The following is a 21,384-nucleotide window of genomic DNA, read 5'->3' as shown; positions in this document are numbered from 1 at the left end:
GGAAGAGGGTTTACGCAGCATGTTGGATTACATCGTCCGCCGCCTTCTGGTCATGATCCCGACCCTGCTGGTCATCAGCATCCTGGTCTTCGTGATCATCCAGCTGCCACCCGGCGATTATCTGACCACGCTCATTCAGGAATATCAGGACCGCGGCGAGCAGATCGGCGAGGAGGTCCTGGCCTTCTACCGTGAGAATTACGGCTTCGGCGAACCGATGTGGAAGCAGTATCTGCTGTGGATGAAGGGCATCCTGCTGGAAGGCAATCTGGGCTATTCCTTCGAATATGAACTGCCCGTGTCCGAAGTTGTCGGCGACCGCATGTTCCTGACCATCCTGGTCAGCTTCGTGACCATCATCTTCGTCTATGTCGTCGCCTTCCCCATCGGCGTCTATTCCGCGGTCAACCAGTACTCACCGGGCGATTATGCCCTGACCTTCATCGGTTTCATCGGTCTGGCCACGCCGAACTTCCTGCTGGCGCTGATCCTGATGTATCTGGCCAATGAATGGACCGGCGCGTCGATCGGCGGTCTGGTGGATGACGATCTGCGCGACGCGCCGATGAGCTGGGAGAAATTCGTCAGCGTCCTGCAGCACCTTTGGGTTCCGGTCATCGTCATCGGCACGTCGGGCACGGCGGGCATGATCCGCCGGCTGCGCGCCAACCTGCTGGACGAGCTGCACAAGCAGTATGTCGTCACCGCCCGGGCCAAGGGCGTGCCGCCGAAAAAGGCGCTGTTCAAATACCCGTTGCGCATGGCGCTGAACCCGTTCATCGCCGATATCGGCAATCTGCTGCCCGAGATCATCTCCGGATCCGCCATCGTCTCGATCGTCCTCAGCCTGGAGACCACCGGGCCGATGCTGCTGCGGGCGCTCGAGACCCAGGACATGTATCTGGCCGGGTCCTTCCTGATGGTGCTGGCGCTGCTGACCGTACTGGGCAACCTGCTGTCCGATCTGGCGCTCGCGGCGCTCGACCCCCGGATACGACTGGGTGCGGAGGCGACGAAATGAGCGATACGCCGATGTCCGATTCCGCCCGAAAGCCCCTGGATCACTACGTCAACGAGGCGCCGTTCGATCCGCATTCCGCGACACGCCTGACCCCGGATCAGGAGAAGTTCTATCTGTCGTCCCAATGGCGGCTGATGTGGCTGAAGTTCCGGCGCCATAAGCTGGCGGTATGGAGCGGCATCTATCTGCTGCTGGTCTATTTTTCGATCCTGATTTCCGAGATGCTGGCGCCCTACAGTTTCACCCATCGCCATACCGATTACATCTATGCGCCGCCGCAGGAAGTCCGCCTGTTCCATGAGGGCGATTTTGTCGGACCCTTCGTCTATCCCTATGACGTGCGTCTGGATCTCGAGGAGTTGCGCTGGGTCTATACCGAAAACACGGCGGAACCGAAGCCGCTGCGCTTCTTCTGCACGCAGAACGACTATGATGGCGCGACCTATGAATACTGGGACGCCGTCGAGATGAGCTTTCACTTCGTCTGCCCGGCGGAAGGGTCGCATTTCTTCCTGCTGGGGACAGACAGGCTGGGCCGGGACATCCAGTCGCGCATCATCCAGGGCGCACGAATCTCACTGACGGTCGGGCTGATCGGGGTGACGATCAGCTTCCTGCTGGGCGTCACGCTGGGCGGGATCGCCGGCTATTTCGGCGGGTTTGCCGATTGGTGCGTGCAGCGCGCGATCGAGGTCATCCGGTCCTTCCCGTCCCTGCCGCTGTGGATGGCGCTTTCCGCCGCCATGCCCGTGAACTGGTCCCCCATCCTGGTCTTTCTCGGGATCACGGTAATCCTGGGCCTGCTGGACTGGCCCGGCCTGGCCCGTGCGGTGCGGTCCAAGCTGCTGTCCCTGCGGGAAGAGGATTTCGCGGTCGCCGCCCAGTTGATGGGCGCGAAGCCGAGCCGGATCATCGGCAAGCATCTGCTGCCCAGTTTCACCAGCCACCTGATCGCCTCGGTGACGCTGGCCGTGCCCAGCATGATCCTGGGCGAAACGGCGCTGAGTTTCCTGGGGCTCGGCCTCAAGCCGCCGATCACGAGCTGGGGCGTGTTGCTGAATGAGGCGCAGAACTTCAACGCCGTGGCGCTGTACCCCTGGCTGCTCTGGCCGGCCGTGCCGGTGATCATGGTGGTACTGGCCTTCCAGTTCCTGGGCGACGGCCTGCGCGATGCTGCAGATCCCTACAAGTAGCCCGCCCTAGGCCGACAGAAGGTCGATCACCTGCCGCAGGGCCGGATGGACCGGGCGTACAGAACGCAGGGTCAGCCATTGGCCGGTCGAAACCGTGAGGTCGAACAGACGCACCAGTTCGCCCTTGTCGATCAGCGGCGCGACCAGACAGTCGTGCCCCATCAGCACGCCGCCGCCCGACCGTGCCGCGTCCAGCGCCATGCTGTAGAGTGAATATTGCGGCCCTGTCACGGCGATGGGACGGTTCGGGCTGGCACCGCGCAGCCAGTTCGTCCAATCCGCCTGCCAGTGGCCGTCCCGCAGACAGGGCACCGTTGTCAGATCGTCGATTGTCGAGATCGACCGCGCGATGTCCGGGCTGCAAACCGGGTATATCCGGTCCTCGGCGAGTCTCACTTCATCCTCGCCCGGCGGCGTCTGCGAAAAGAACAGACTGACATCGAAAGCCTCCCGGATCAGGTTCGGCGGCTTCTCCAGCGCCGTTACGGAGATGACGAGATCCGGCAGGGCCCGGCGCAGCGACGGCAGGCGCGGCATCAACCAGCATTGCGCCAGGCTGGGCAGGGCCGCCACGGAAATCCTGGGCGTGCTGGCCCGGGCGCGCAGATGGCCGACCGCCTCCCCCAGCAGGTCGAAGGCGTCAGAGAACCGTCCGGCCGTCGCCAGCCCCAGATCGGTGAGCCGGACGCCCTGGCTGGTGCGCTGAAACAGCGGCTCCCCCAGCCAGTCTTCCAGTTTCTTGATCTGCTGCGCGACCGCGCCGGGTGTCACATTCAGTTCTTCCGCCGCCGCGGTGAATCCACCCAGGCGGGCTGATGCCTCGAAGGCGCGCAAGGCGTTCAGGGAGGGACCCCGAGGTCGAGGCGGTTGGATCGACATCATGCACCATAGATTTTCTATGCCGATTTTTATTTTATCTGCGTTGCAGCCATCCGGGAAGCGCGGCCATAGTCGCCCATCAAGTCATGCCGGTTCAGGAGGATGCCATGCCGATACTCGCCCAGCGCCAATGGGTGCCCGCCGATTGCGAGACCCGCGTCCAGTCCATCGCAACAGTCGCGTCCACGGCAGGATCCGCCGCCATCGACCACCGTCTGCATGCGCTGGCGGCGCAGAACCGGCAGATCCACGAGCGGGACTGCTTCAACCTGAACCCGGCGACGAATGTCATGAATCCCCGCGCGGAAGCCCTGCTATCGAGCGGCATCGGAAGTCGCCCGTCGCTCGGCTATCCCGGCGACAAATATGAGATGGGCCTGGAGGCGATCGAGGAGATCGAGGTCATCTGCGCCGAATTGGCGGCCGAGATCTTTCAGGCCCGTTTCGCCGAAATCCGCGTCGCATCCGGCGCGATGGGCAACCTTTACACCTTCATGGCCCTGTGCCGACCGGGCGACACCATTATCGCGCCTCCGGCCGATATCGGCGGCCACGTGACGCACCACGCTGACGGTTGTGCCGGGCTCTATGGCCTGAACACGATTCCGGCACCGGTCGCTGCCGATGGCTATACCGTCGACATCGAAGCCCTGCGGGATTTGGCGCTCAAGGAACGGCCGAGCCTGATCACCATCGGCGGCAGCCTGAACCTGGAACCGCATCCGGTACGCGAGATACGCGCCATTGCCGACGAGATCGGCGCGAAGGTCCTGTTCGACGCCGCCCATCAATGCGGCATCATCGCAGGGGGTGCCTGGCCGAACCCGCTGCAGGAGGGCGCGCATCTGATGACGATGAGCACCTATAAGAGTCTGGGCGGCCCGGCGGGCGGCCTGATCGTCACGAACGAGGCGGATATCGCCGAAGCGCTGGATCGCATCGCGTTCCCCGGTATGACGGCAAATTTCGATGCCGCAAAGTCGGCGGCCCTGGCGCTGAGCCTGCTGGACTGGCGTGATCATGGGACCGACTACGCGGCGGCCATGATCGCGCTCGCCAGCGCTCTGGCCCAGGGTCTGTCCGATCAGGGTGTGCCTGTGTTCAAGACAGCCAGGGGGTTCACAGGGTCGCACCAGTTCGCGGTGGAGGCCGCGCGGTTCGGCGGCGGTCAGGCCGCATCCCGGCATATCCGCAAAGCCGGATTCCTGGCCTGCGGCATCGGCCTTCCGCGCCCATCGGTCGACGGCGACATGAACGGATTGCGCATCGGCACGCCGGAACTCGTACGCTGGGGCGTTACGCCGAAGGATGTGCCTGACCTGGCCGATCTGCTGGCCCGGGCGCTGAGCAGCGACGATCCGGCAAGCCTCGCCGCGGAAACCGCTGCGCTGCGTGCCCGGTTCGACCGGCTGCACTACATCCGGGGCGCTACCGTCGGCTGAACGATTTCGGTCTCGATCTCCCGCCGCAGGGCGACGACTGCACTGCGCATCGGAATGGCAGGCGCGCGGACGACATAGGCCACATCGGGCGGTTCGGGCAGACCGGTTCGGGCCGGCACCATGTCCTGCCCGATATGACGCTCGTTCAACAGGGCGAGCCCCATGCCAGCGGAAACCGCACTGCGGACACCGCCGATGCTGGCGCATTCCAGCACGGTGCGCAGGCGATAGGGCGTCTCCGTCACAGCTTCATAGGCCCAGTGGCGGTAGAAGCAGTTGGGATCGAAGGAGATGAAGGGCAGCGGCGCATCCGGATTCGGATCGAAATCCCGCGAATGAACCCAAACCAGACGTTCCCGGTCCAGAACCATATCGTCCGGCAGGGTCTCGCGCGCAAAGATCTGCATGACGGCCAGATCGATGGCGGCATCCGCAATCTGCCGTGCCAGGGTCAGGCTCTGTGCCACATGGGTGCGGATATCGACCTTGGGGTGCAGATTGGCGAAGCGCGCCAGGATGCGTGACAGGCCCAGCGTCGTCGTATCTTCCGTCACGCCGAGGCGTATTTCCCCGGCGATCGACTTGCCGCTGAGCGCGGCCACGGCCTCGTCATGCAGTGCCAGTATCCGATCGGCATAGCCCAGCAGCCGCTCCCCGGCGTCGGTCAGGATCGGTGCGCCGGCCCGGCGTGTCAGAAGCTTGCAGGAAAGGCGTTCCTCCAGGCGAAGAATCTTGTGGCTGACGGCCGATTGGCTGAGCGCCAGTGCCGTGGCGGCGCGGGTGACCCCGCCATGGGCCGCCACCGCGGAAAGGGTCAACAGGCCGTCAATATCCACCTTGCTGCGCATAATCGTCCACCGCATGCCAAAAATCGATGAAGTCTATTCATTCATATCGTTTCTGTCATGAGATGTTTTCGAGTTACGTATGGGACGTTCCACTCAAGGAGGTCGCCATGTACTCGCTTGCTCACCAGAATGTCCTGATCGACGAATGCCGCATTGCCTGTGCCACCTATGGCGAGGGGGACCCGGTCATTCTGATCCACGGCACGCCGTCTTCGTCCCTGATCTGGCGGGAGGTCGTGCCGGTCCTGAACGCCGCCGGATACGCCGTTCATCTGTTCGATCTACTCGGCTTCGGCCTGTCGGAGCGCCCCTGGTCCCCTGCCGTGGACACCTCCGTTGCCGGGCAGGTTCCCATTCTGAGGGGCCTGATGGGCCATTGGGGTCTGGACCACGCCCATATCGTCGCCCATGACATCGGCGGCGCGGTGGCGCAGCGATTCACGCTGGAAAATCCCGACATGGTTCGCACCCTGACCCTGATCGATTCCGTCAGCTTCGATTCCTGGCCGTCGGAGCGAACCCGGCAACAGATGCGCGACGGTCTCGAGGCCTTGATCCGGAGCCCCGACATCGACCACCGCGCCCATTTCCGCGACTGGCTGCTGAGCACTGTCGTCGACAGAAAGAAGCTGAGCGACGGGCCGCTGGACGCCTATGTCGACATCATTTCCGGCATCATCGGCCAGGCCAGCCTGTTCGCCCACCAGGTCGGCCATTACGACCCTCGCTACACCGACGAACTGACGCCCGAGCTGCACCGGTTGGGCGACCGTCCGGTCCAGATCCTGTGGGGGGCGGAGGATGCCTGGCAAACAACCAATTGGGCGGAAAAGCTGCATGCCGCCATCCCGGGATCCGCCCTCCACATCATCCCTGATTGCGGCCACTTCGCCATGGAGGACCGGCCGGAAGAAATCGCCAGATTGATTGTCAGCTTCCTGCGCGAAGGTTCAGGCGCAAACGCCAGTCCCGCCGCGGGCCGCGCGTGAGCGGGTCGCCGCGACCTCCACGGCATTAACCATTCCCTAAACAGCGGCGGTTAGTCTTTCCACAGGGATATGATCTGTGGAGGGATGAGCGGTTTCCTGCTACATGCAGTATCGGGCAGCGGGGGCCGATCGACAGGCATTATGAAGAATCGCGACTACGAACGGATTCTTATCCTTGCAGCGGCCTATTTCGCCGCTGGCTATATCGGTCTGAAATTTCCCTATTTCGAAAGCACGGTCACCCTGATCTGGCCGCCTACCGGCATCGCCCTCGCGGCGTTGCTGTGCTGGGGCATGCGGGTCTGGCCCGGCGTCGCTATGGGCGCGTTCGCGGTGAATCTGACCACCGGCGTTCCACTGGAAACGGTCATCCTGATCAGCATCGGCAACACGCTGTGCGGCGCGACCGGTGCGTATCTCATCAGAGAGTTCTCAGCCGGCCGACACCTGAATTCCCTGAAATCCCTTGCCCTGTTCCTGGTGTTCGGGGTTGCGGCCAGCCCGCTTGTCAGTTCGTTGAACGGTGCGGCTACCATCAGCCTGACCCTGAGTGGCGACTGGTCGGGATTCCGGGACGTCTGGTGGGGGTGGTGGGTCGGCGATCTGATGGGCGTCCTGCTGTTTGCGCCCCCCTTGCTGCAGATTGCGAAGCAACCCTGGAAGGGGAAACCGCTCCATTGGCACGCGGAGCTGATGCTGCTCGCCCTCGGCGCCATCGCCCTGTCCGGTCTGGTCCACAGCACCGACATCCTCGCGCGGCAGGAATTCCTGTTCATCTTCGTGTCGGTTCCCTTCGCCCTGTGGGGGGCGCTGCGGTTTGGTGTTCTGGGCGCCGCCATCGTGAACTTGTGCGTCTCGACCGTCGCCATCGCGTTCCTGACCGTCGGCGCCAGTTTCTTTCTGCAGGGCGACCAGCAGGACAACCTGGTCAGATTCTACGGCTATTTCAGCGTCGTGGGCTGCGGCGGCCTGATCCTGGCGGGCGCGATCGAATCCCTGATGGCGCGTCAGGGAGCCGAGGCCGGCGACATTGTCTCCCGCAGGCTGACGCGGTTGCGCATTGCCTTCGCGATCACCGCCGGTGCCTTCGGTCTGGCCTTATCGATCGCCGCGGCAACGGTCACCCATGATCAACTGAATCGCACGACGCAGCTTGAATTTGAGCGGTTCGTGTTGTCATTCGAATCCAACCTTCGACTCACCCTGGAGGATTCGGTCGACCCGCTTTTCGCCATCAAATCGCTCTTCGAGAACCAGGACGACATGTCCAGCGAGACTTTCGACGCGATGGTCACGCCCTGGCTGTCGCGCAATGACACGCTTCTGGCTCTGGAATGGCTTCCCTCGGTCAGCAGCGCGGACAGGACGGCTTTCACCGCCGAAGTGCGAAGCGCGGAACGGCCGGATTTCGACATCCGGGAGAGACGTGAGGGGGCGCTGGTATCCGCCGCAGAGCGCCCGACCTATTATCCCGTTCGGTACGTGGTACCGCTGCGCGGTAACGAGGCGGTCGTCGGGTTCGACCTGGCATCCAGCCCCGAACGGTACGATGCCTTGCAGGCGGCCATCGCCTATGGCGATGCCGCCATGACCGAACCGATTCAGCTGGTGCAGGACGGCGGAACCAGGCTTGGCGTCCTGGTGATGCTGCCCGCCTACGGAGGCGATCTCGATCAGGTATTGGGGTTTGCCCTGGGGGTCTATCGTCTGGACGACCTCCTGAAGACCGTCCACCGGCGATCCGCCATTCCTGACGACGTCGCGATCCATGTCGTGGATGCGGGAGCGTCCGATGATCGCGCACAGATCTACTCCAGCACCGGGCTTGCGCCGAACCAGATCCGTCGCACCGCGGATCGGGTTGCTGAATCAGGCGGCGGCGCGACCGGGGAGCTATCCTTCGGGGCGCGGCGCTGGACCATCGTTGCGGAGCCGAACGCCGGATCCTTCAATCTGATCTGGCATTGGGAGCCCTGGGCGGTCCTGGTTTTCGGCAGCATTCTGAGCGGAATACTGGCCTTCTACCTGCTGTCGCTGACACGCACCGAGGCACAGATCGCGCGTCTGGTCGAAGAGCGCACCCAACTGCTGGAATCGACCAAGCGGGAAGCCGAGGAGGCGATGCGCCAGGCCAAGCTTGCGAGCCGGGCCAAGTCGGAATTTCTGGCCCATATGAGCCATGAGTTGCGCTCGCCCCTGAATGCAATCCTCGGATATGCGGATCTCCTCCTGAAGGGCCCGCCTCTGCACGAGGACCCGAAACGAACCCGGACCCATGTCGAGACGATCATGAGTTCGGGCCGTCATCTCCTCTCTCTGATCGGCGACATTCTCGACCTGTCAAAGATCGAGGCCGGTCAGATGTCGCTGGAGCGCATCGCCTTCGACCTGCGTCAGGTGATCGATGAACTGGTGTCCATCATGGCGCTTCCCGCCGATGAAAGGAACAACACCCTGAGGCTCGAGGTTCCGGACAACCTGCATCGCTGGGTCACCGGGGACCCGGTGCGCGTGCGTCAGGTCCTGATGAACTTCCTGTCGAATTCCGTGAAGTTCACCGACAACGGCACGACCGAGGTCCGGATCGCCCGCAAGAGCGAAGATGATCGCGAGATGCGCCTGCGCTTCTCGATCGTCGATGACGGAATCGGCATCCCTGCGGATAAACAAGCCGGAATCTTCGACGCCTTTTCCCAGGCCGATCTGTCGACGACGCGGCAATACGGCGGCAGCGGCCTCGGTCTCGCGATCAACAAGCAACTGGTCAAGGCGATGGGGGGCGAAATCGGCCTGTGGAGCAAGGAGGGGATCGGCAGTGAATTCTGGTTCGAGATCACGCTGCTCAAGGCCGAGCCGCAGGACCCGGAACAGGAGGCCGAAGACGAGGAAGAGCTGGACGTTCCGCCCATGTCTCTGCTGGTCGTCGAGGACATCGAGGTCAACCGCATCATGGCACAGATGATGCTGGAAAATGCCGGCCATCGCGTCGCGACCGCCGAAAACGGGGCGGTGGCTGTCGAGCAGGTCGAGAAGGATCAATTCGACGCCGTGCTGATGGATGTTCACATGCCGGTCATGGACGGGCTGGCCGCGACGGCTGCGATACGCCAGCTGGAAGACCCGGTCCGGCGCGCCGTCCCGATCATCGCCCTAACCGCCGACATCGCCAGTTCCAACATTCAGACCTGCCTCGATGCGGGTATGAACCATTACTGCCCCAAGCCCTTCAACATGAAAGCCCTGTCGAAAATCCTGCGCAATCTGGACAAGGCGGATAGCACGATCGATACGGCCCGGGTTACCGTTGATGTGCCTGACCCGAAGCCGGTCGCAAAGCCGGTTCCGGAACCTGTGGCGGATGCGGAACTGCCCCTGGTCGACCTGCCGCGATTCAACGAAGTCATGGCAGGTTCGGACGCACTCCTGACCATGTTTGCCCGGAAATCGCGCGAGATCATGGCCGAGATCGATGCGTCCCAAGGGGGCAACGGGGCCGAGTTTCCGGCGCAGGCGGTTCACTCCCTCAAAGGAATGTCAGCCAATATGGGATTCGCGCGACTGGCCGGCGCCTGCGCCGATCTGGAGGTGCGGGCAAAGGACCCCGCCGCCGACCCGGAACGGATTGCGAAAGACTTGACCGATCTGGGCCGGGTTCTGAAGAAAACTGTTCTGGCCGCGAAAGGCGCCATCGAAGACCGTTCGGCGGCGCCCTGACCTCTTCTAAAGCCGCAGTTTCTCGTTTCCGGCATCATAAACCGGATCGGCGAGAACCTTTGCCTTGCGGGCCTCCCCCAGAAGCCAGCAGGTCATTTCCGTTCCAGGCGCGGCATAGTCCGGCTGGACATAGGCGAAAGCGAGGCTCTTGCCGGTTCGGTGACCGTATCCGCCGGACGTGGTCAGACCGATCACCGTCTCCCCGACGGTAATCGCTTCCCCGCCGGTCGTATCGTTGTCGCCCGTTTCCAGTTCCAGATAGACGATCTTACCCTGGGCGCCGTCCTGCTTGCGCTGAAGCACCGCGGCCTTGCCGATGAAATCCTTGTCCAGCTTCACGAAGCGTTCGATATCCGCCTCGACCGGGGTGATCTCGTTGGTCAGTTCGGATCCCCAGCCCTTGTAACCCTTCTCCATGCGCATGGCGTTGACCGCATAAGTGCCGAAATGACCGATCCCGTCAGCCTGGCCCGCTGCCATCAGGGCCTCGTATACCGCCGGCATGCCCGCCATCGGGCAGTGCAGTTCCCAGCCCAACTCTCCGATATAGTTGACCCGCAGGGCCCGGACCGGAACACCGGCAATCTCGATCTCCTGCGCGGTCAGCCAGCGGAACCCGGCATTCGACAAATCCGCGTCGGTGACCCGCGCCAGCACGTCGCGCGATTTCGGCCCCGCAATGACCAGATTGCCGTAATCATCCGAAATGTTGGTGACGCTCACATCCTCGCCCGGCGCGACATGCTGGGTCAGCCAGTCCATATCGCGCACCTCCGCGGCGGCGGCGGACAGAACATAGTAGCGATCGTCGGCCAGCCGCGTCACCGTCGCCTCGCCCTCGATCACGCCATCGTCGTTCAGTATATGGGCCAGCGCGATCCCCCCGGTCTTGCGCGGCATGCGGTTGGCGAAGACGCGGTCCAGCATTGCGCCCGCGTCCCGGCCGGTGACATCGAACTTCGCAAAGGACGACAGATCGGCCAGCGCCACGCCTTCCGAAACCAGCCGGCACTCGGCCGCAACCGCGTCAAAGGCGTTGTTGTGGCGGAACCCGGCCTCTTCCTCCGTGCCGTCGGCGGAATAGTATTTCACCCGCTCCCAGCCGGAGGCGGTGGTGTAGAGGCCGCCAGCCCGTTTCAGCGTGTCGTAAAGCGACGACTTCCGTTTGCCCCGTCCCGCCGGACGTTCCTCGCCGGGCAGGTGCAGGATGTACATATGCTCGTAATCCTCGATCGACCGGGCACGGACATAATCTGCATCGGCCCACCGTCCGAAGCGGCGCGGGTCGAGCCCCGCCATGTTGATCTCGCTCTCGCCATGGACGATCCACTGCGCCAGATACTTGCCGCAACCGGCGCCCTGGGCGATCCCGATGGAAGAGCCGCAGCATTGCCAGAAATTGCGCAATCCACCGGTCGGCCCCAACAGTGGATTGGCATCCGGCGTATGCGGAATGGCGCCATGGACGACGCGCTTGATGCCGCTTTCGGCCCAGATGCCCATCCGCTCCAGGGTCCGTTCGATCCATGGGCTGATGCGGTCCAGCTCGTCGGTGAACAGTTCGTTCTCGCTTTCCCATTCGGGATGGCCGCCGCGATCGGCCCAGGCTTCCTCGGCTCCTTCCGTCTCGTAGATGCCGATCAGGCCTGACTTCTGCTCCTGCCGGTAATAGGCGGACGGATAGGGGTCGCGCATCACCGGCATTTCCGTATCCGATTCCAGGAATTCCCGGATCGGTTCGGTGACGATGTAGTGATGCTTCATATTCGTGATCGGCACGTCGGATCCGACCCACTGGTTGATCAGGCGGGCATAACAGCCGCCCGCATTGACGACATGCTCACAGGTCACGGTGCCCTTCTCGGTTACCACCTGCCATTCGCCGCTCGGCAATTGCTTCACGTCCAGCACGCGATTGTGACGTTCGATCTCCGCGCCCATGTCGCGCGCGCCCTTGGCCAGCGCGTTGCAGCAGCCGGCGGGATCCACATGACCGTCATCCAGGGTCCAGGCGGCGGCCAGCACCCCGGTCATATCGACATGCGGATTGATCTTCCGCGCCTCGTCCGGGCCGATGACCTGCATGCGGAATCCGATCAGCTTCGAAACCCCTTCAACCTTCTTGAAATAGTCCAGTTCCGCCTGATTGGTCGCGAACCGCAGCCCGCCACAGCCGTGCCAGGAGACATACTGCCCGGTCATCTCCTCCAGCCTGGGATAGAGCGTGTTCCCGTAATGATGGATCTTGGCCATGTTGTAATCGGCGATGAAACTGGGGCACTGCCCCGCCGCGTGCCAGGTGGAGCCGGAAGTCAGTTCGCCCTTTTCGATCAGCAGGCTGTCGGTCCAGCCCTCTTCCGCCAGATGATAAAGCAGGCCGCAGCCCATCATACCGCCGCCGATCACCACTACCCGCGCATGTTCCCGCATCGTCCGACTCGCCTCCACTTCCCGCCATGGGCTTATGATGCCCGGATGCTAGGAGATTGTGACGACGCCTGACAACAGTTGACGTCAACATCTCTAAGCCATTGATCTAATTTCTATATTCAAACCATCATGTGAGCTGGATTTACCAATGGGAAAACAGGTTTCATCCGCCGCGCCGAAACGGTTCGATCCTTGAAACCAGGCGCCGGAAGGCGCTTGGAAACCGGCCCACGATGCGGATAGAGTCTGCCCCTCAAGAACGGAATGCGCGGGGGAGACCATCATGAAATTCCGACCGACCTGCGGCGAGGCCATTGTCCGCCTGCTGGAAGATTATGGCGTCGACACGGTCTTCGGCATCCCGGGCGTCCACAATCTGGAGCTCTATCGCGGTTTTGCGGGCAGCAAGATCCGCCATGTCCTGCCCCGCCACGAACAGGGCGCCGGTTTCATGGCCGACGGCTATGCGCGGGTCACCGGCAGGCCCGGCGTCTGCTTCCTGATCACCGGCGCCGGCGTAACAAATTGCGCGACCCCAATGGGCCAGGCCTTCAGCGACAGTGTACCGTTGCTGGTGGTCAGCAGCGAAAATCCGCGTGACACCCTGGGCAAGGGCTATGGCTGCCTGCACGAGATCACGGATCAGGCGGCGGTAACCCGTCCGCTCTGCGCCTTTTCCGAGACACCCCGCGATCCCGAAGAAATCCCCGCGCTGGTCGAAAGGACCTTCAACGTCTTTGAATCCGCGCGTCCGCGCCCGGTTCATCTGTCGCTGCCGCTGGATATGCTGGCGGAGCGCACGCGGGACGATTGGCAGCCGCGCCGGCTTGCCGTCAAACCGGGCCCGGACCCGGAAAATATCGAGGAGGCCGCGACCCTGCTGTCCGAAGCGGCGCGCCCGTTGATCCTGGTCGGCGGCGGCGCGCGGGGCGCGGCGATCGAAATCACCCGCCTGGCGGAACGGCTGGACAGCCCCGTGGTCGGAACCGTCGCGGGCAAAGATGTCCTGCCGTCCAATCATCCGCTGTTCCTGGGCGGCCTGATGCTGTCCTCGATCGGCGAGCAGATCATCGCCGATGCCGACGTGGTCCTGGCCATCGGCACGGAACTGTCCGGCAACGACACCTATAACGACCAGTTCTCCCTGCCGGGGAAACTGATCCGTATCGACATCGACCCGTCGGAATTCGATCAGCGTTATCGAACCGCTGTTGCGATCCGGGCCGACGCGGGATTGGCGGCGGAGGCGCTGCTGAATGCGCTAGGACCGATGGCGGACGAGCGGGACGGCGCCGAACGGGCGGATTCCTACCGCAATGCCGATTTCTACGGTTTCCTGCCGGACCTGGAGCCCCGCCATATCACCGTGCTCAAACAGATCGAAGCGGCCCTGCCGGATGACGGCATCGTGGTCGGCGACATGACACAGGTGATTTACACCGCCATCGCCAAAATGACCCTGCCGCCGCGGGGACGATTTCTCTACCCCTCCGGCTACGGTACGCTGGGCTATGCCCTGCCCGCCGCGACGGGGGCCAAGATCGGCGCACCGGACCGCGCCGTGCTGGCCGTCGCGGGGGATAGCGGCTTCCTCTATACCGCGCCGGAAATGGCGGTCGCCGCGGAACTGGGCCTGAACCTCGTCGCCCTGGTCTGGAACAACCGTGCCCTGGGCCAGATCCGCGACGACATGGTGAACCGTGGTATCCAGACCGTCGGCGTCACGCCCGAGCCGCCGGATTTCGAAGCACTCGCCAAGGCCTTCCGCTGGTCCTATTCCCGCCCGGCCGCCGCGGAGAACATCGGCGCAGCCCTGAAAGAGGCCTTCGCGGCAAAAGGCCCGACGCTGGTCGAGGTTCAGGACGGGATACCGGGCCTCCCGGTCTGACCGACTCCCGTCCACCACAACGCGGTTTCATGAAGGTTCCTGCTTTCGCAGGAACATCAAGCCGGATTGCGGGGGGCGGACCAGGCGTCTCTGAATTCCCGGGCTTGCAAGAAAAGCCCAGATGAACGATATACCGCAGCAGGAAGGTCGGCGGCGGACGGGCGCCTCGCCAACCCGGTCAGGTCCGGAAGGAAGCAGCCGTAACGAGATTTCCGCCCGGGTCGCTTAACGTCGGCCTTCCGCCTTCCTCTCGCATCCCCAGAATCCGATCATCCGGCCTTCGGCACCGTCGCGGCGAAGCTAGGATAGGTCATGGCATTTTCCAGGACGCCCGACACATTCGCGTGCTTGCGCAGGACACGCGCCCCGGCCGGCAGCCGCTTCATGTAGTACAGGATCGGCCACAGGAAGAAATCGGCGGTCATCGGCGTGGCGCCCAGAAAATAGTTCTTTGCCGCGAATGCCTTGTCCAGAACGCCCAAGGCGTGATCGGCATCCTCCGAGGCGCGCTTCAGCTTTTCGGCATCCGGCTTCGTTCCGTTCATCCGGGCAATCACGCTCGGCAGGACAAGCCGCCGGATGACCGCCCGGTCGACATAGGACGCCACGACGCTGATCCACTGGTCGTTCAATGCCGATTCATACGGGTCTTCCGGCATGCATTTGCGGCCGCCGAAGACCGTGTCGATGTAGCGGCAGATCGCCGTCATCTCGAAGATTCGCTTTCCGTCATGTTCCAGGATCGGGATCTTCCGAAACGGATGCCGGTCGATATCGGGCGATGTGTGCATGTCCATCAGACCGGTCGCCCCCGCCATCGACAGATCGTACGGCACGCCCTTTTCCTGCAGCAGGATGCGGGTGGTCCAGACATAGGAGCTTTCCGGAATACCGAACAGGCGCAAGGTCATCTGATCCTCCTGGAACGCGGCAGACATGATGGGACTCGCATCATCTGATCCCAGATCATAATATGTTCAACATCATATTTTGGAGACGGCCCATGCCCTACGCCCCCGAACACCGACAACGCACCCGAAAGCGCATCCTGCATGCGGCCCGGCGCGAGATGAACCGGAAGGGCTATGGCGAGGCGAGCATCGATTCGATCATGGCGGAGGCCGGGCTGACGCGCGGCGGCTTTTACGGCCATTTCAAGGGCAAGGAGGACCTGTTCATCGAGGTTCTGGCCGATCTGGCGGACTCGCCGGTGGATATGACCCGCCGGATACCGTTTACCGGACTGGAGAATTTCGTCGACCGTTACCTGTCGACCGCCCATCGCGACCAGGTCGAGGACGGCTGCTCCGTGCCGCCGCTGTCGCCGGAAATTGCCCGGTCCGGGGACAAGGTGCGCGCCGCATTTTCGGACTTCATCGCCACCATTTCAGACCGCCTGGGCACCCTGATCGATGAGGGTGACAACGATTTGAACGAAGGGACGGCGGCGGACCGTGCCCTGTCCGCGCTGACCGCCTGCGTGGGTGGATTGGTGCTGAGCCGCGCCGTCGGCGACCCGGCCCTGTCGGACCGGATTCTTGCGGCTGCAAGACGCGCGGCAGTACGTGGCAGCACGCCGGGCTGACGGTATCGCGAACTGACCGTACCCCGGTGTTTCGCGGTTGTGCGGACGGGGCCGCCTTGCGAATATGGCGGCCATGACCGACGCGACCGACGATCCATCATACGACAGCGACGACAAGGCCGAAGGCCCGCCTCCGGGACCCGGTCTGGGTCTCGACGAGCCGGCTCAGCCGGCGGCGGCGAAGTCTGCGGCACCGTCCAGGAAGGACGGCGAGGCTTATCGCGTTCTGGCGCGGAAATACCGCCCGTCGAACTTTGCCGAACTGATCGGCCAGGAAGCCCTTGTCCGCACCCTGACCAATGCCATCGAGGCGGGGCGCATCGCCCAGGCCTTCATGCTGACCGGGGTGCGCGGCGTCGGCAAGACGACGACCGCGCGAATCGTCGCCAAGGCGCTGAACTGCGTGGGCCCGGATGGCACCGGCGGTCCGACGGTCAGCCCATGCGGCGTGTGTCAGCACTGCACGGCCATCGCCGGCGACCGCCATGTCGATGTCATCGAAATGGACGCCGCCAGCCGCACCGGGGTCGACGATATCCGCGAACTGATCGACGGGGTGCGCTATCGCCCGGTCTCGGCGCGTTACAAGGTCTACGTGCTCGACGAAGTGCACATGCTGTCGAAGAACGCGTTCAACGCGCTTCTGAAGACGCTGGAGGAACCGCCGGAGCATGTGAAATTCGTCTTTGCGACGACCGAAATCCGCAAGGTGCCCGTGACGGTCCTGTCCCGGTGTCAGCGCTTCGATCTGCGCCGTGTGCCGATCGATCAACTGGCGGCGCATTTCAAATCGGTGGCGGAACGCGAAGGCGTCGAGATCGAGGATGAGGCTCTGGGCATGGTGGCCCGGGCGGCGGACGGATCCGTCCGCGACGGATTGTCGATCCTGGATCAGGCCATCGCGCTGAGCGCCGGTACGGTGACGGGCGAGCGCGTCCGGGACATGCTGGGCCTCGCCGACCGCAGCCGGGTCTACGATCTCTTCGACGCCGCCATGAAGGGCGATGCACCGGGCGCGCTGGACCTGCTGGAGCAGCTTTACGGCGTCGGGGCGGACCCGGCAGTGGTGATCGAGGACCTGCTGGATGTCACGCATTTCCTGACCCGCGCGATCCTGGTGCCGGAGGCCCTGGACCGGCCGACGACGGCGGAGTTGGAGCGCACGCGCGGGCGCGAAATGGCCCAGGCCCTGTCGCTGCCCGTCCTGACCCGCGCCTGGCAGATGTTGCTGAAGGGGCTGGGCGAGGTGCGGGCCGCACCGTCACCGATCCAGGCGGCGGAAATGGTGGTCATTCGCCTGATCCACCTGGCGGACATGCCGACACCCGGCGATCTGATCGAGAAACTGAAGGATTTTCAGCCCGGCAGCGGCAGTGCCGGACCGGCCCCGGGCGGCGGTGGGGGTGGCGGCGGTGGTGGTGGGGCCCAGGCCTCGGCCATGCCCGGACCAACCCTCATTCGCGGCGGTGCCCAGCCGCAGCAGGCGGTGGAAACCGCCTATCACGCCGCGCCGCAAGCCGATCCGGCGGTCCTGAACGCGCCGAAAAGCTTCCTGGAGATCGTCGCGCTGTTCGAGGAAAAGCGCGAGCCGCGCCTGGCCACCCATCTGAAGCGTGACGTGCATCCCGTGCGCGTCGAGCCGGGCCGGTTGGAGTTCCGGCCGGGCCGCAATGCGCCGCGTGATCTGCATGGCGAACTGGGCAAGAAACTGTCCGACCTGACCGGCCTGCGCTGGATCGTCTCGATTTCCAACGAGGAAGGCGCCCCGACCCTGGCGGAGCAGGAAGCCCAGGCAGAGCAGGACCGGCGCAGCCAGGCCGAGAAGGACCCGTTGATCCAGGCGGTTAAAAAAGCCTTCCCCGGCGCCCAGATAACCCGTGTGACCGGCAATGAACCGGACCCGGCCGATCTGGCGGCCGAGGCCGCGGCAATGCCCGACGACGGCATGCCGATCGCGATGGACCCGGACGAGTATCCGGACGAGGAAGACGATCTGTAACCCAAGCGGGAAGCCATTCCCCAAGCAGAGGCAAGGAGCGATACCGCGATGAAGAATCTCGGTGCCATGATGAAGCAGGCCCAGGAAATGCAGACGCGCATGCAGGAGATGCAGGCGCAGATGGAGGATCTGGAAATTGAAGGCGGTTCCGGCGGAGGCCTGATCACCGTCACCGTCACCGGCAAGGGCGAAGTGCGCCGCCTGGCGATCGACCCGAGCCTGATCGTGCCGGAGGACAAGGAAGTTCTGGAAGACCTGATCGTCGCCGCGATCAACGACGCCAAAGCCAAGGCCGACGAAAAGATGCGCGAGGAAACCCAGAAGCTGATGGGTGGCATTCAGCTTCCGCCGGGCATGAAACTGCCGTTCTGATCTCCGCGTCCCCTGAGGGAGTCGCGTGGAAACAACGGAGATTCCTGCCTTCGCAGGAATGCGACAGTGAGGGGGCGATACCGATCCGGCGCCCCATCCCCGTGCTCCTGCGAAAGCAGGAGCCTTCATGGGGTAGGCGCCGGCGACAGGATAACGAAGATTCCTGCAGCCGCAGGACCGGGGTGAGACTTTATCCATGCAGGAAATCGAACGGGTCATCCAACTGCTCGCCCGCCTTCCGGGGCTGGGGCCGCGTTCCGCCCGCCGCGCCGCGCTTCTGCTGATCCGGCGCAAGGAAAGCCTGATGCAGCCGCTGGCCATGGCACTGGCGGAGGCCGCGGAGAAGATCCGGACCTGCCGGAGCTGCGGCAATCTGGATACGGCGGAGACCTGTTCGATCTGCCGCGACCCGGTTCGCGACGACGGGACGATCTGTGTCGTGGAACAGGTCGCGGACCTCTGGGCGCTGGAACGGACCGGCATTTTCCGCGGTCGCTATCACGTCCTGGGCGGTGTCCTGTCAGCCATTGACGGAGTCGGCCCGGAGGACCTCAATATCGCCACATTGCTGGATAGAGTGGGACCCGACAGATCGGTGACCGAAGTGATCCTGGCCATGAACCTGACCGTCGACGGGCAGACCACCGCCCATTACATCACCGAACGCCTGGAGCCGTCCGGCGTGAAGGTCAGCCGCCTGGCGCATGGTGTGCCGGTCGGCGGCGAGCTGGATTATCTGGATGACGGCACCCTGGCCACGGCCCTGAAATCGCGGCAGTCGGTCGGCACTCTGTAACAGTCGGACCCGAGGGAACGGATCACCTTGAAGAAGAAACTCTACTTCCTGGCCCAGATGGGGGCTCCGGGCCGGTACGATCCGGCGGTTTTCGCCAATCAGCCGGGCGGCGACAACGAGATTCACTGGTTCGAGCGTATGCTGGCGGATCTGAACCTGTCCGACCGCATTGCATTCGAGGGGCGCCGCATCTGCTATGGCGAACCGCTGCCGGATCCGGACGACGCCGACGCCATCGTTGTCGGCGGCAGTTTCCATTCCGTTCATGACAAACTGCCCTGGCAGATCGATTTGAAGAACTGGCTGACCGACCTGCGGCAAAGGGAAAACGGCCCGCCGGTCTTCGGCATATGCGGTGGTCACCAGATCATGGCCGTCGTGCATGGCGCGCCGGTCGAGATGCTGGCGGACGGCGCACGGGTCGGGACCTATCCGATCTCGCTGACCGATGCCGGGCGTTACAGCCCGCTGTTCGACGGAGTCGTGCCGCGCTTTCATTTCGGCAACGAGGAACATGTGCCCGTCATCCCCGCCGGCGCGGAGGTCCTGGCGACCGTTCCCGGCATGCCGGCCTGCGCCCTGGATTTCGGTCGCAACTGGATGTCGGTTCAGTTTCACCCGGAAGCGACGGCGGGCTGCATGACGGAATCCTGGGGCCCCAAGGCCCGGGAAATCGCCGATCACTATGCCCCGACGCCGGATTCACCGCTGCTGATATCAAATTTCCTGAAAGCCACGGGAGTATTGTGACGTGCCGCTGAAACACGGACTGCTGGCCGCCGCCCTGACCGTTTCCGCCGCGACGGGCGCTTACGCGCAGTCGGTTGCCGAGCCGGCGCCGGGCGCCGCGATTTCGGTCTATGCCGACGGCCTGTCGGTGATCCGCGAATCCCGCGCGGCAGACGTCCCTGCCGCCGGTGCCGGCATATCCCTGCCCGGCCTGCCGCAATCGCTCGACTGGTCGACACTGTCGGTTTCCATCGGCGGCACCCCGGCTGACAGCATTCACATCCGCCAGGACGACCTGTCACCGCAAAGCCTGCTGCGCCGGTCGATCGGCCGGGAGATCACCTGGCTGGTACCTGCGGGCGACAGCGGCGCGGAACGCGAGATTCGCGGCACCCTGGTCAACGTCGACGGCGGCATCGTCCTGAAGGTCGGCGACCGCTTCGAGGCAATGCCAGATGGCCGCCTGGCCCTGAAGGAATTGCCCGCCGGCATGACCGGCGGCCTGGAAGTGACGGCCGTGTCCGGTGCCACGGCGGGAAACCATCCCGTCTCGCTGGGCTATGTCGCGCCCAACCTCGCCTGGTCCGCCGATTACGAGGCGGTGCTGCTGCCCGACGAATCGGGGCTGGTGCTCAGCGGACAGTATCAGATCACCAACGGCACCGATGCCGGGTTCCAGGAAGCCGCGATCCGGCTCGTCGCCGGCGAAACGAACCGTGCCCAGGGCGGCCCGCGTCCGGAAATGATGGCCATGGCCACGATGGACAGCGCCGCATCGATGAAGTCCGCGCCGCGCGCCGCACCGCCGCAGCCGGCCAGTCTTGGCGACGTCCATGTCTATGACATTGACGGCCGCGTCGATCTGCCGGCGGGGGAGACGGTCCGTCGTGTGCTGCTGGCTCCGGTCGCTGTCCCGGCAGAGAAGATTTATCGCCTGTCCGGATCGGGGCTGGTGCATCCGGGCCAACCGATGCGGCTGCAGGACGGCCTGCGGCCCGAGGTCAACATCCGCTTCGAGAACGCCGAGGATGGACCGCTGGCGAAGATTCTGCCCGCCGGTCCGGTCCGCGTCTATGGCGCATTGGCCGAGGATTCGGAAGCTTCTCCGCGCGTCATCCTGGGTGAGGACCGGCTGTCCCATCTGCCGGTCGGCGGCGACGCGGAACTGCGTCTGGGCCGGGCCTTCGATGTCACGGCCGAGCGGCAGGTCGTCGATTACGAGACCACCGGTGTTGCGGAGCACCGCCACCTGCATCCCTATCGTGCCACCCATGAGATCACGCTGAAGAACGGCCGCGACGAGGCGGTGACGGTGGAGATGACCGAACATCTGTCGGCACAGAGCTGGGAGATCACGGACGCCAGTCTGACGCCCGAATCGCGCGATGCCGGCAGCGCCGTCTGGAACATCACCATTCCGGCAAAGGGTGAAACGGTGCTGCGCTATACCGTGCGGGTTCAACCGTAAGACCGCCTTTCGGCTCTTTTCGCGAGGGACC

Annotated in this window: 16 protein-coding genes and 1 other RNA gene; 13 read left to right on the top strand and 4 right to left on the bottom strand. The window is 64.0% G+C overall.

Annotated elements, in window-relative coordinates:
• The first annotated feature begins 19 nt into the window (after window positions 1-19).
• Both R8L07_09505 and R8L07_09500 read left to right on the top strand, forming a co-directional pair.
• Window positions 20-1,021, top strand: coding sequence for an ABC transporter permease (locus R8L07_09505; protein ID MDW3205771.1), 1,002 nt, complete (start codon window positions 20-22; stop codon window positions 1,019-1,021).
• Window positions 1,018-2,214 (top strand): ABC transporter permease, encoded by a 1,197-nt coding sequence (locus tag R8L07_09500; GenBank protein ID MDW3205770.1) that lies wholly within the window; start codon window positions 1,018-1,020, stop codon window positions 2,212-2,214. Before R8L07_09505 ends, R8L07_09500 begins: the two co-directional genes overlap by 4 nt.
• A 6-nt stretch (window positions 2,215-2,220) precedes the next feature.
• On the opposite strand, the gene R8L07_09495 is transcribed toward R8L07_09500, so the two are convergent.
• Window positions 2,221-3,096, bottom strand: a complete 876-nt coding sequence (locus tag R8L07_09495) for a LysR substrate-binding domain-containing protein (GenBank protein MDW3205769.1) — start codon at window positions 3,094-3,096, stop codon at window positions 2,221-2,223.
• 104 nt (window positions 3,097-3,200) lie between these two features.
• On the opposite strand from R8L07_09495, the gene R8L07_09490 reads away from it, so the two are divergent.
• Entirely contained in the window at window positions 3,201-4,535 is a 1,335-nt protein-coding gene (locus R8L07_09490) for an aminotransferase class I/II-fold pyridoxal phosphate-dependent enzyme (protein ID MDW3205768.1), read from the top strand.
• Here the strand turns inward: R8L07_09490 and R8L07_09485 are convergent.
• Window positions 4,508-5,398 carry a LysR family transcriptional regulator gene (locus R8L07_09485; protein MDW3205767.1) on the bottom strand — a complete coding sequence of 297 codons (891 nt, stop codon included), beginning with the start codon at window positions 5,396-5,398 and terminating at the stop codon, window positions 4,508-4,510. The genes R8L07_09490 and R8L07_09485 overlap by 28 nt on opposite strands.
• Before the next feature lie 92 nt (window positions 5,399-5,490).
• On the opposite strand from R8L07_09485, the gene R8L07_09480 reads away from it, so the two are divergent.
• Together R8L07_09480 and R8L07_09475 are read left to right on the top strand one after the other, a co-directional pair.
• On the top strand, window positions 5,491-6,372 hold the full coding sequence (locus tag R8L07_09480; protein MDW3205766.1) for an alpha/beta hydrolase: 882 nt from the start codon (window positions 5,491-5,493) through the stop codon (window positions 6,370-6,372).
• A gap of 141 nt (window positions 6,373-6,513) precedes the next feature.
• A complete protein-coding gene (locus R8L07_09475; GenBank protein ID MDW3205765.1) occupies window positions 6,514-10,086 on the top strand; it encodes a CHASE domain-containing protein in 3,573 nt (1,190 codons plus the stop codon).
• A gap of 6 nt (window positions 10,087-10,092) precedes the next feature.
• On the opposite strand, the gene R8L07_09470 is transcribed toward R8L07_09475, so the two are convergent.
• Entirely contained in the window at window positions 10,093-12,516 is a 2,424-nt protein-coding gene (locus R8L07_09470; GenBank protein ID MDW3205764.1) for an FAD-dependent oxidoreductase, read from the bottom strand.
• Window positions 12,517-12,799: 283 nt separating this feature from the next.
• On the opposite strand from R8L07_09470, the gene R8L07_09465 reads away from it, so the two are divergent.
• Complete coding sequence (locus tag R8L07_09465; GenBank protein MDW3205763.1) at window positions 12,800-14,404, top strand: 5-guanidino-2-oxopentanoate decarboxylase; 1,605 nt, start codon at window positions 12,800-12,802, stop codon at window positions 14,402-14,404.
• 144 nt (window positions 14,405-14,548) lie between these two features.
• Window positions 14,549-14,645, top strand: an RNA gene (ffs, locus tag R8L07_09460) — signal recognition particle sRNA small type.
• Between the two features lie 28 nt (window positions 14,646-14,673).
• On the opposite strand, the gene R8L07_09455 is transcribed toward ffs, so the two are convergent.
• A complete protein-coding gene (locus R8L07_09455) occupies window positions 14,674-15,342 on the bottom strand; it encodes a glutathione S-transferase family protein (protein ID MDW3205762.1) in 669 nt (222 codons plus the stop codon).
• A 65-nt stretch (window positions 15,343-15,407) separates the two neighbouring features.
• On the opposite strand from R8L07_09455, the gene R8L07_09450 reads away from it, so the two are divergent.
• The 6 genes from R8L07_09450 (at window position 15,408) to R8L07_09425 (ending at window position 21,353) form a co-directional block, all read left to right on the top strand.
• Window positions 15,408-15,989, top strand: a complete 582-nt coding sequence (locus R8L07_09450; protein MDW3205761.1) for a TetR/AcrR family transcriptional regulator — start codon at window positions 15,408-15,410, stop codon at window positions 15,987-15,989.
• Window positions 15,990-16,062: 73 nt separating this feature from the next.
• On the top strand, window positions 16,063-17,988 hold the full coding sequence (locus R8L07_09445; GenBank protein MDW3205760.1) for a DNA polymerase III subunit gamma/tau: 1,926 nt from the start codon (window positions 16,063-16,065) through the stop codon (window positions 17,986-17,988).
• 48 nt (window positions 17,989-18,036) lie between these two features.
• A complete protein-coding gene (locus R8L07_09440; protein MDW3205759.1) occupies window positions 18,037-18,360 on the top strand; it encodes a YbaB/EbfC family nucleoid-associated protein in 324 nt (107 codons plus the stop codon).
• A 196-nt stretch (window positions 18,361-18,556) separates the two neighbouring features.
• Complete coding sequence (gene recR, locus R8L07_09435) at window positions 18,557-19,156, top strand: recombination mediator RecR (protein MDW3205758.1); 600 nt, start codon at window positions 18,557-18,559, stop codon at window positions 19,154-19,156.
• A 27-nt stretch (window positions 19,157-19,183) separates the two neighbouring features.
• The gene (locus R8L07_09430; protein ID MDW3205757.1) at window positions 19,184-19,906 is read left to right on the top strand and encodes a type 1 glutamine amidotransferase; all 723 of its coding nucleotides are present in this window, start codon (window positions 19,184-19,186) and stop codon (window positions 19,904-19,906) included.
• Between the two features lies 1 nt (window position 19,907).
• Entirely contained in the window at window positions 19,908-21,353 is a 1,446-nt protein-coding gene (locus R8L07_09425; GenBank protein MDW3205756.1) for a DUF4139 domain-containing protein, read from the top strand.
• Window positions 21,354-21,384: the final 31 nt, after the last annotated feature.

The organism is Alphaproteobacteria bacterium (assembly GCA_033344895.1).
Lineage (GTDB): Bacteria > Pseudomonadota > Alphaproteobacteria > UBA8366 > Aestuariispiraceae > Pacificispira.
This window is presented reverse-complemented; position numbering and strand designations above follow the sequence as displayed.

What these genes read in the sequence shown, in the direction of transcription:
- R8L07_09505 (MDW3205771.1), top strand. Translation starts at nt 20, where the DNA reads ATGTTGGATTACATCGTCCGCCGCCTTCTGGTCATGATCCCGACCCTG.
- R8L07_09450 (MDW3205761.1), top strand. Translation starts at nt 15,408, where the DNA reads ATGCCCTACGCCCCCGAACACCGACAACGCACCCGAAAGCGCATCCTG.
- R8L07_09440 (MDW3205759.1), top strand. Translation starts at nt 18,037, where the DNA reads ATGAAGAATCTCGGTGCCATGATGAAGCAGGCCCAGGAAATGCAGACG.
- R8L07_09490 (MDW3205768.1), top strand. Translation starts at nt 3,201, where the DNA reads ATGCCGATACTCGCCCAGCGCCAATGGGTGCCCGCCGATTGCGAGACC.
- R8L07_09470 (MDW3205764.1), bottom strand. Translation starts at nt 12,516, where the DNA reads ATGCGGGAACATGCGCGGGTAGTGGTGATCGGCGGCGGTATGATGGGC.
- R8L07_09445 (MDW3205760.1), top strand. Translation starts at nt 16,063, where the DNA reads ATGACCGACGCGACCGACGATCCATCATACGACAGCGACGACAAGGCC.
- R8L07_09495 (MDW3205769.1), bottom strand. Translation starts at nt 3,096, where the DNA reads ATGATGTCGATCCAACCGCCTCGACCTCGGGGTCCCTCCCTGAACGCC.
- R8L07_09480 (MDW3205766.1), top strand. Translation starts at nt 5,491, where the DNA reads ATGTACTCGCTTGCTCACCAGAATGTCCTGATCGACGAATGCCGCATT.
- recR (MDW3205758.1), top strand. Translation starts at nt 18,557, where the DNA reads ATGCAGGAAATCGAACGGGTCATCCAACTGCTCGCCCGCCTTCCGGGG.
- R8L07_09485 (MDW3205767.1), bottom strand. Translation starts at nt 5,398, where the DNA reads ATGCGGTGGACGATTATGCGCAGCAAGGTGGATATTGACGGCCTGTTG.
- R8L07_09455 (MDW3205762.1), bottom strand. Translation starts at nt 15,342, where the DNA reads ATGTCTGCCGCGTTCCAGGAGGATCAGATGACCTTGCGCCTGTTCGGT.
- R8L07_09465 (MDW3205763.1), top strand. Translation starts at nt 12,800, where the DNA reads ATGAAATTCCGACCGACCTGCGGCGAGGCCATTGTCCGCCTGCTGGAA.
- R8L07_09475 (MDW3205765.1), top strand. Translation starts at nt 6,514, where the DNA reads ATGAAGAATCGCGACTACGAACGGATTCTTATCCTTGCAGCGGCCTAT.
- R8L07_09500 (MDW3205770.1), top strand. Translation starts at nt 1,018, where the DNA reads ATGAGCGATACGCCGATGTCCGATTCCGCCCGAAAGCCCCTGGATCAC.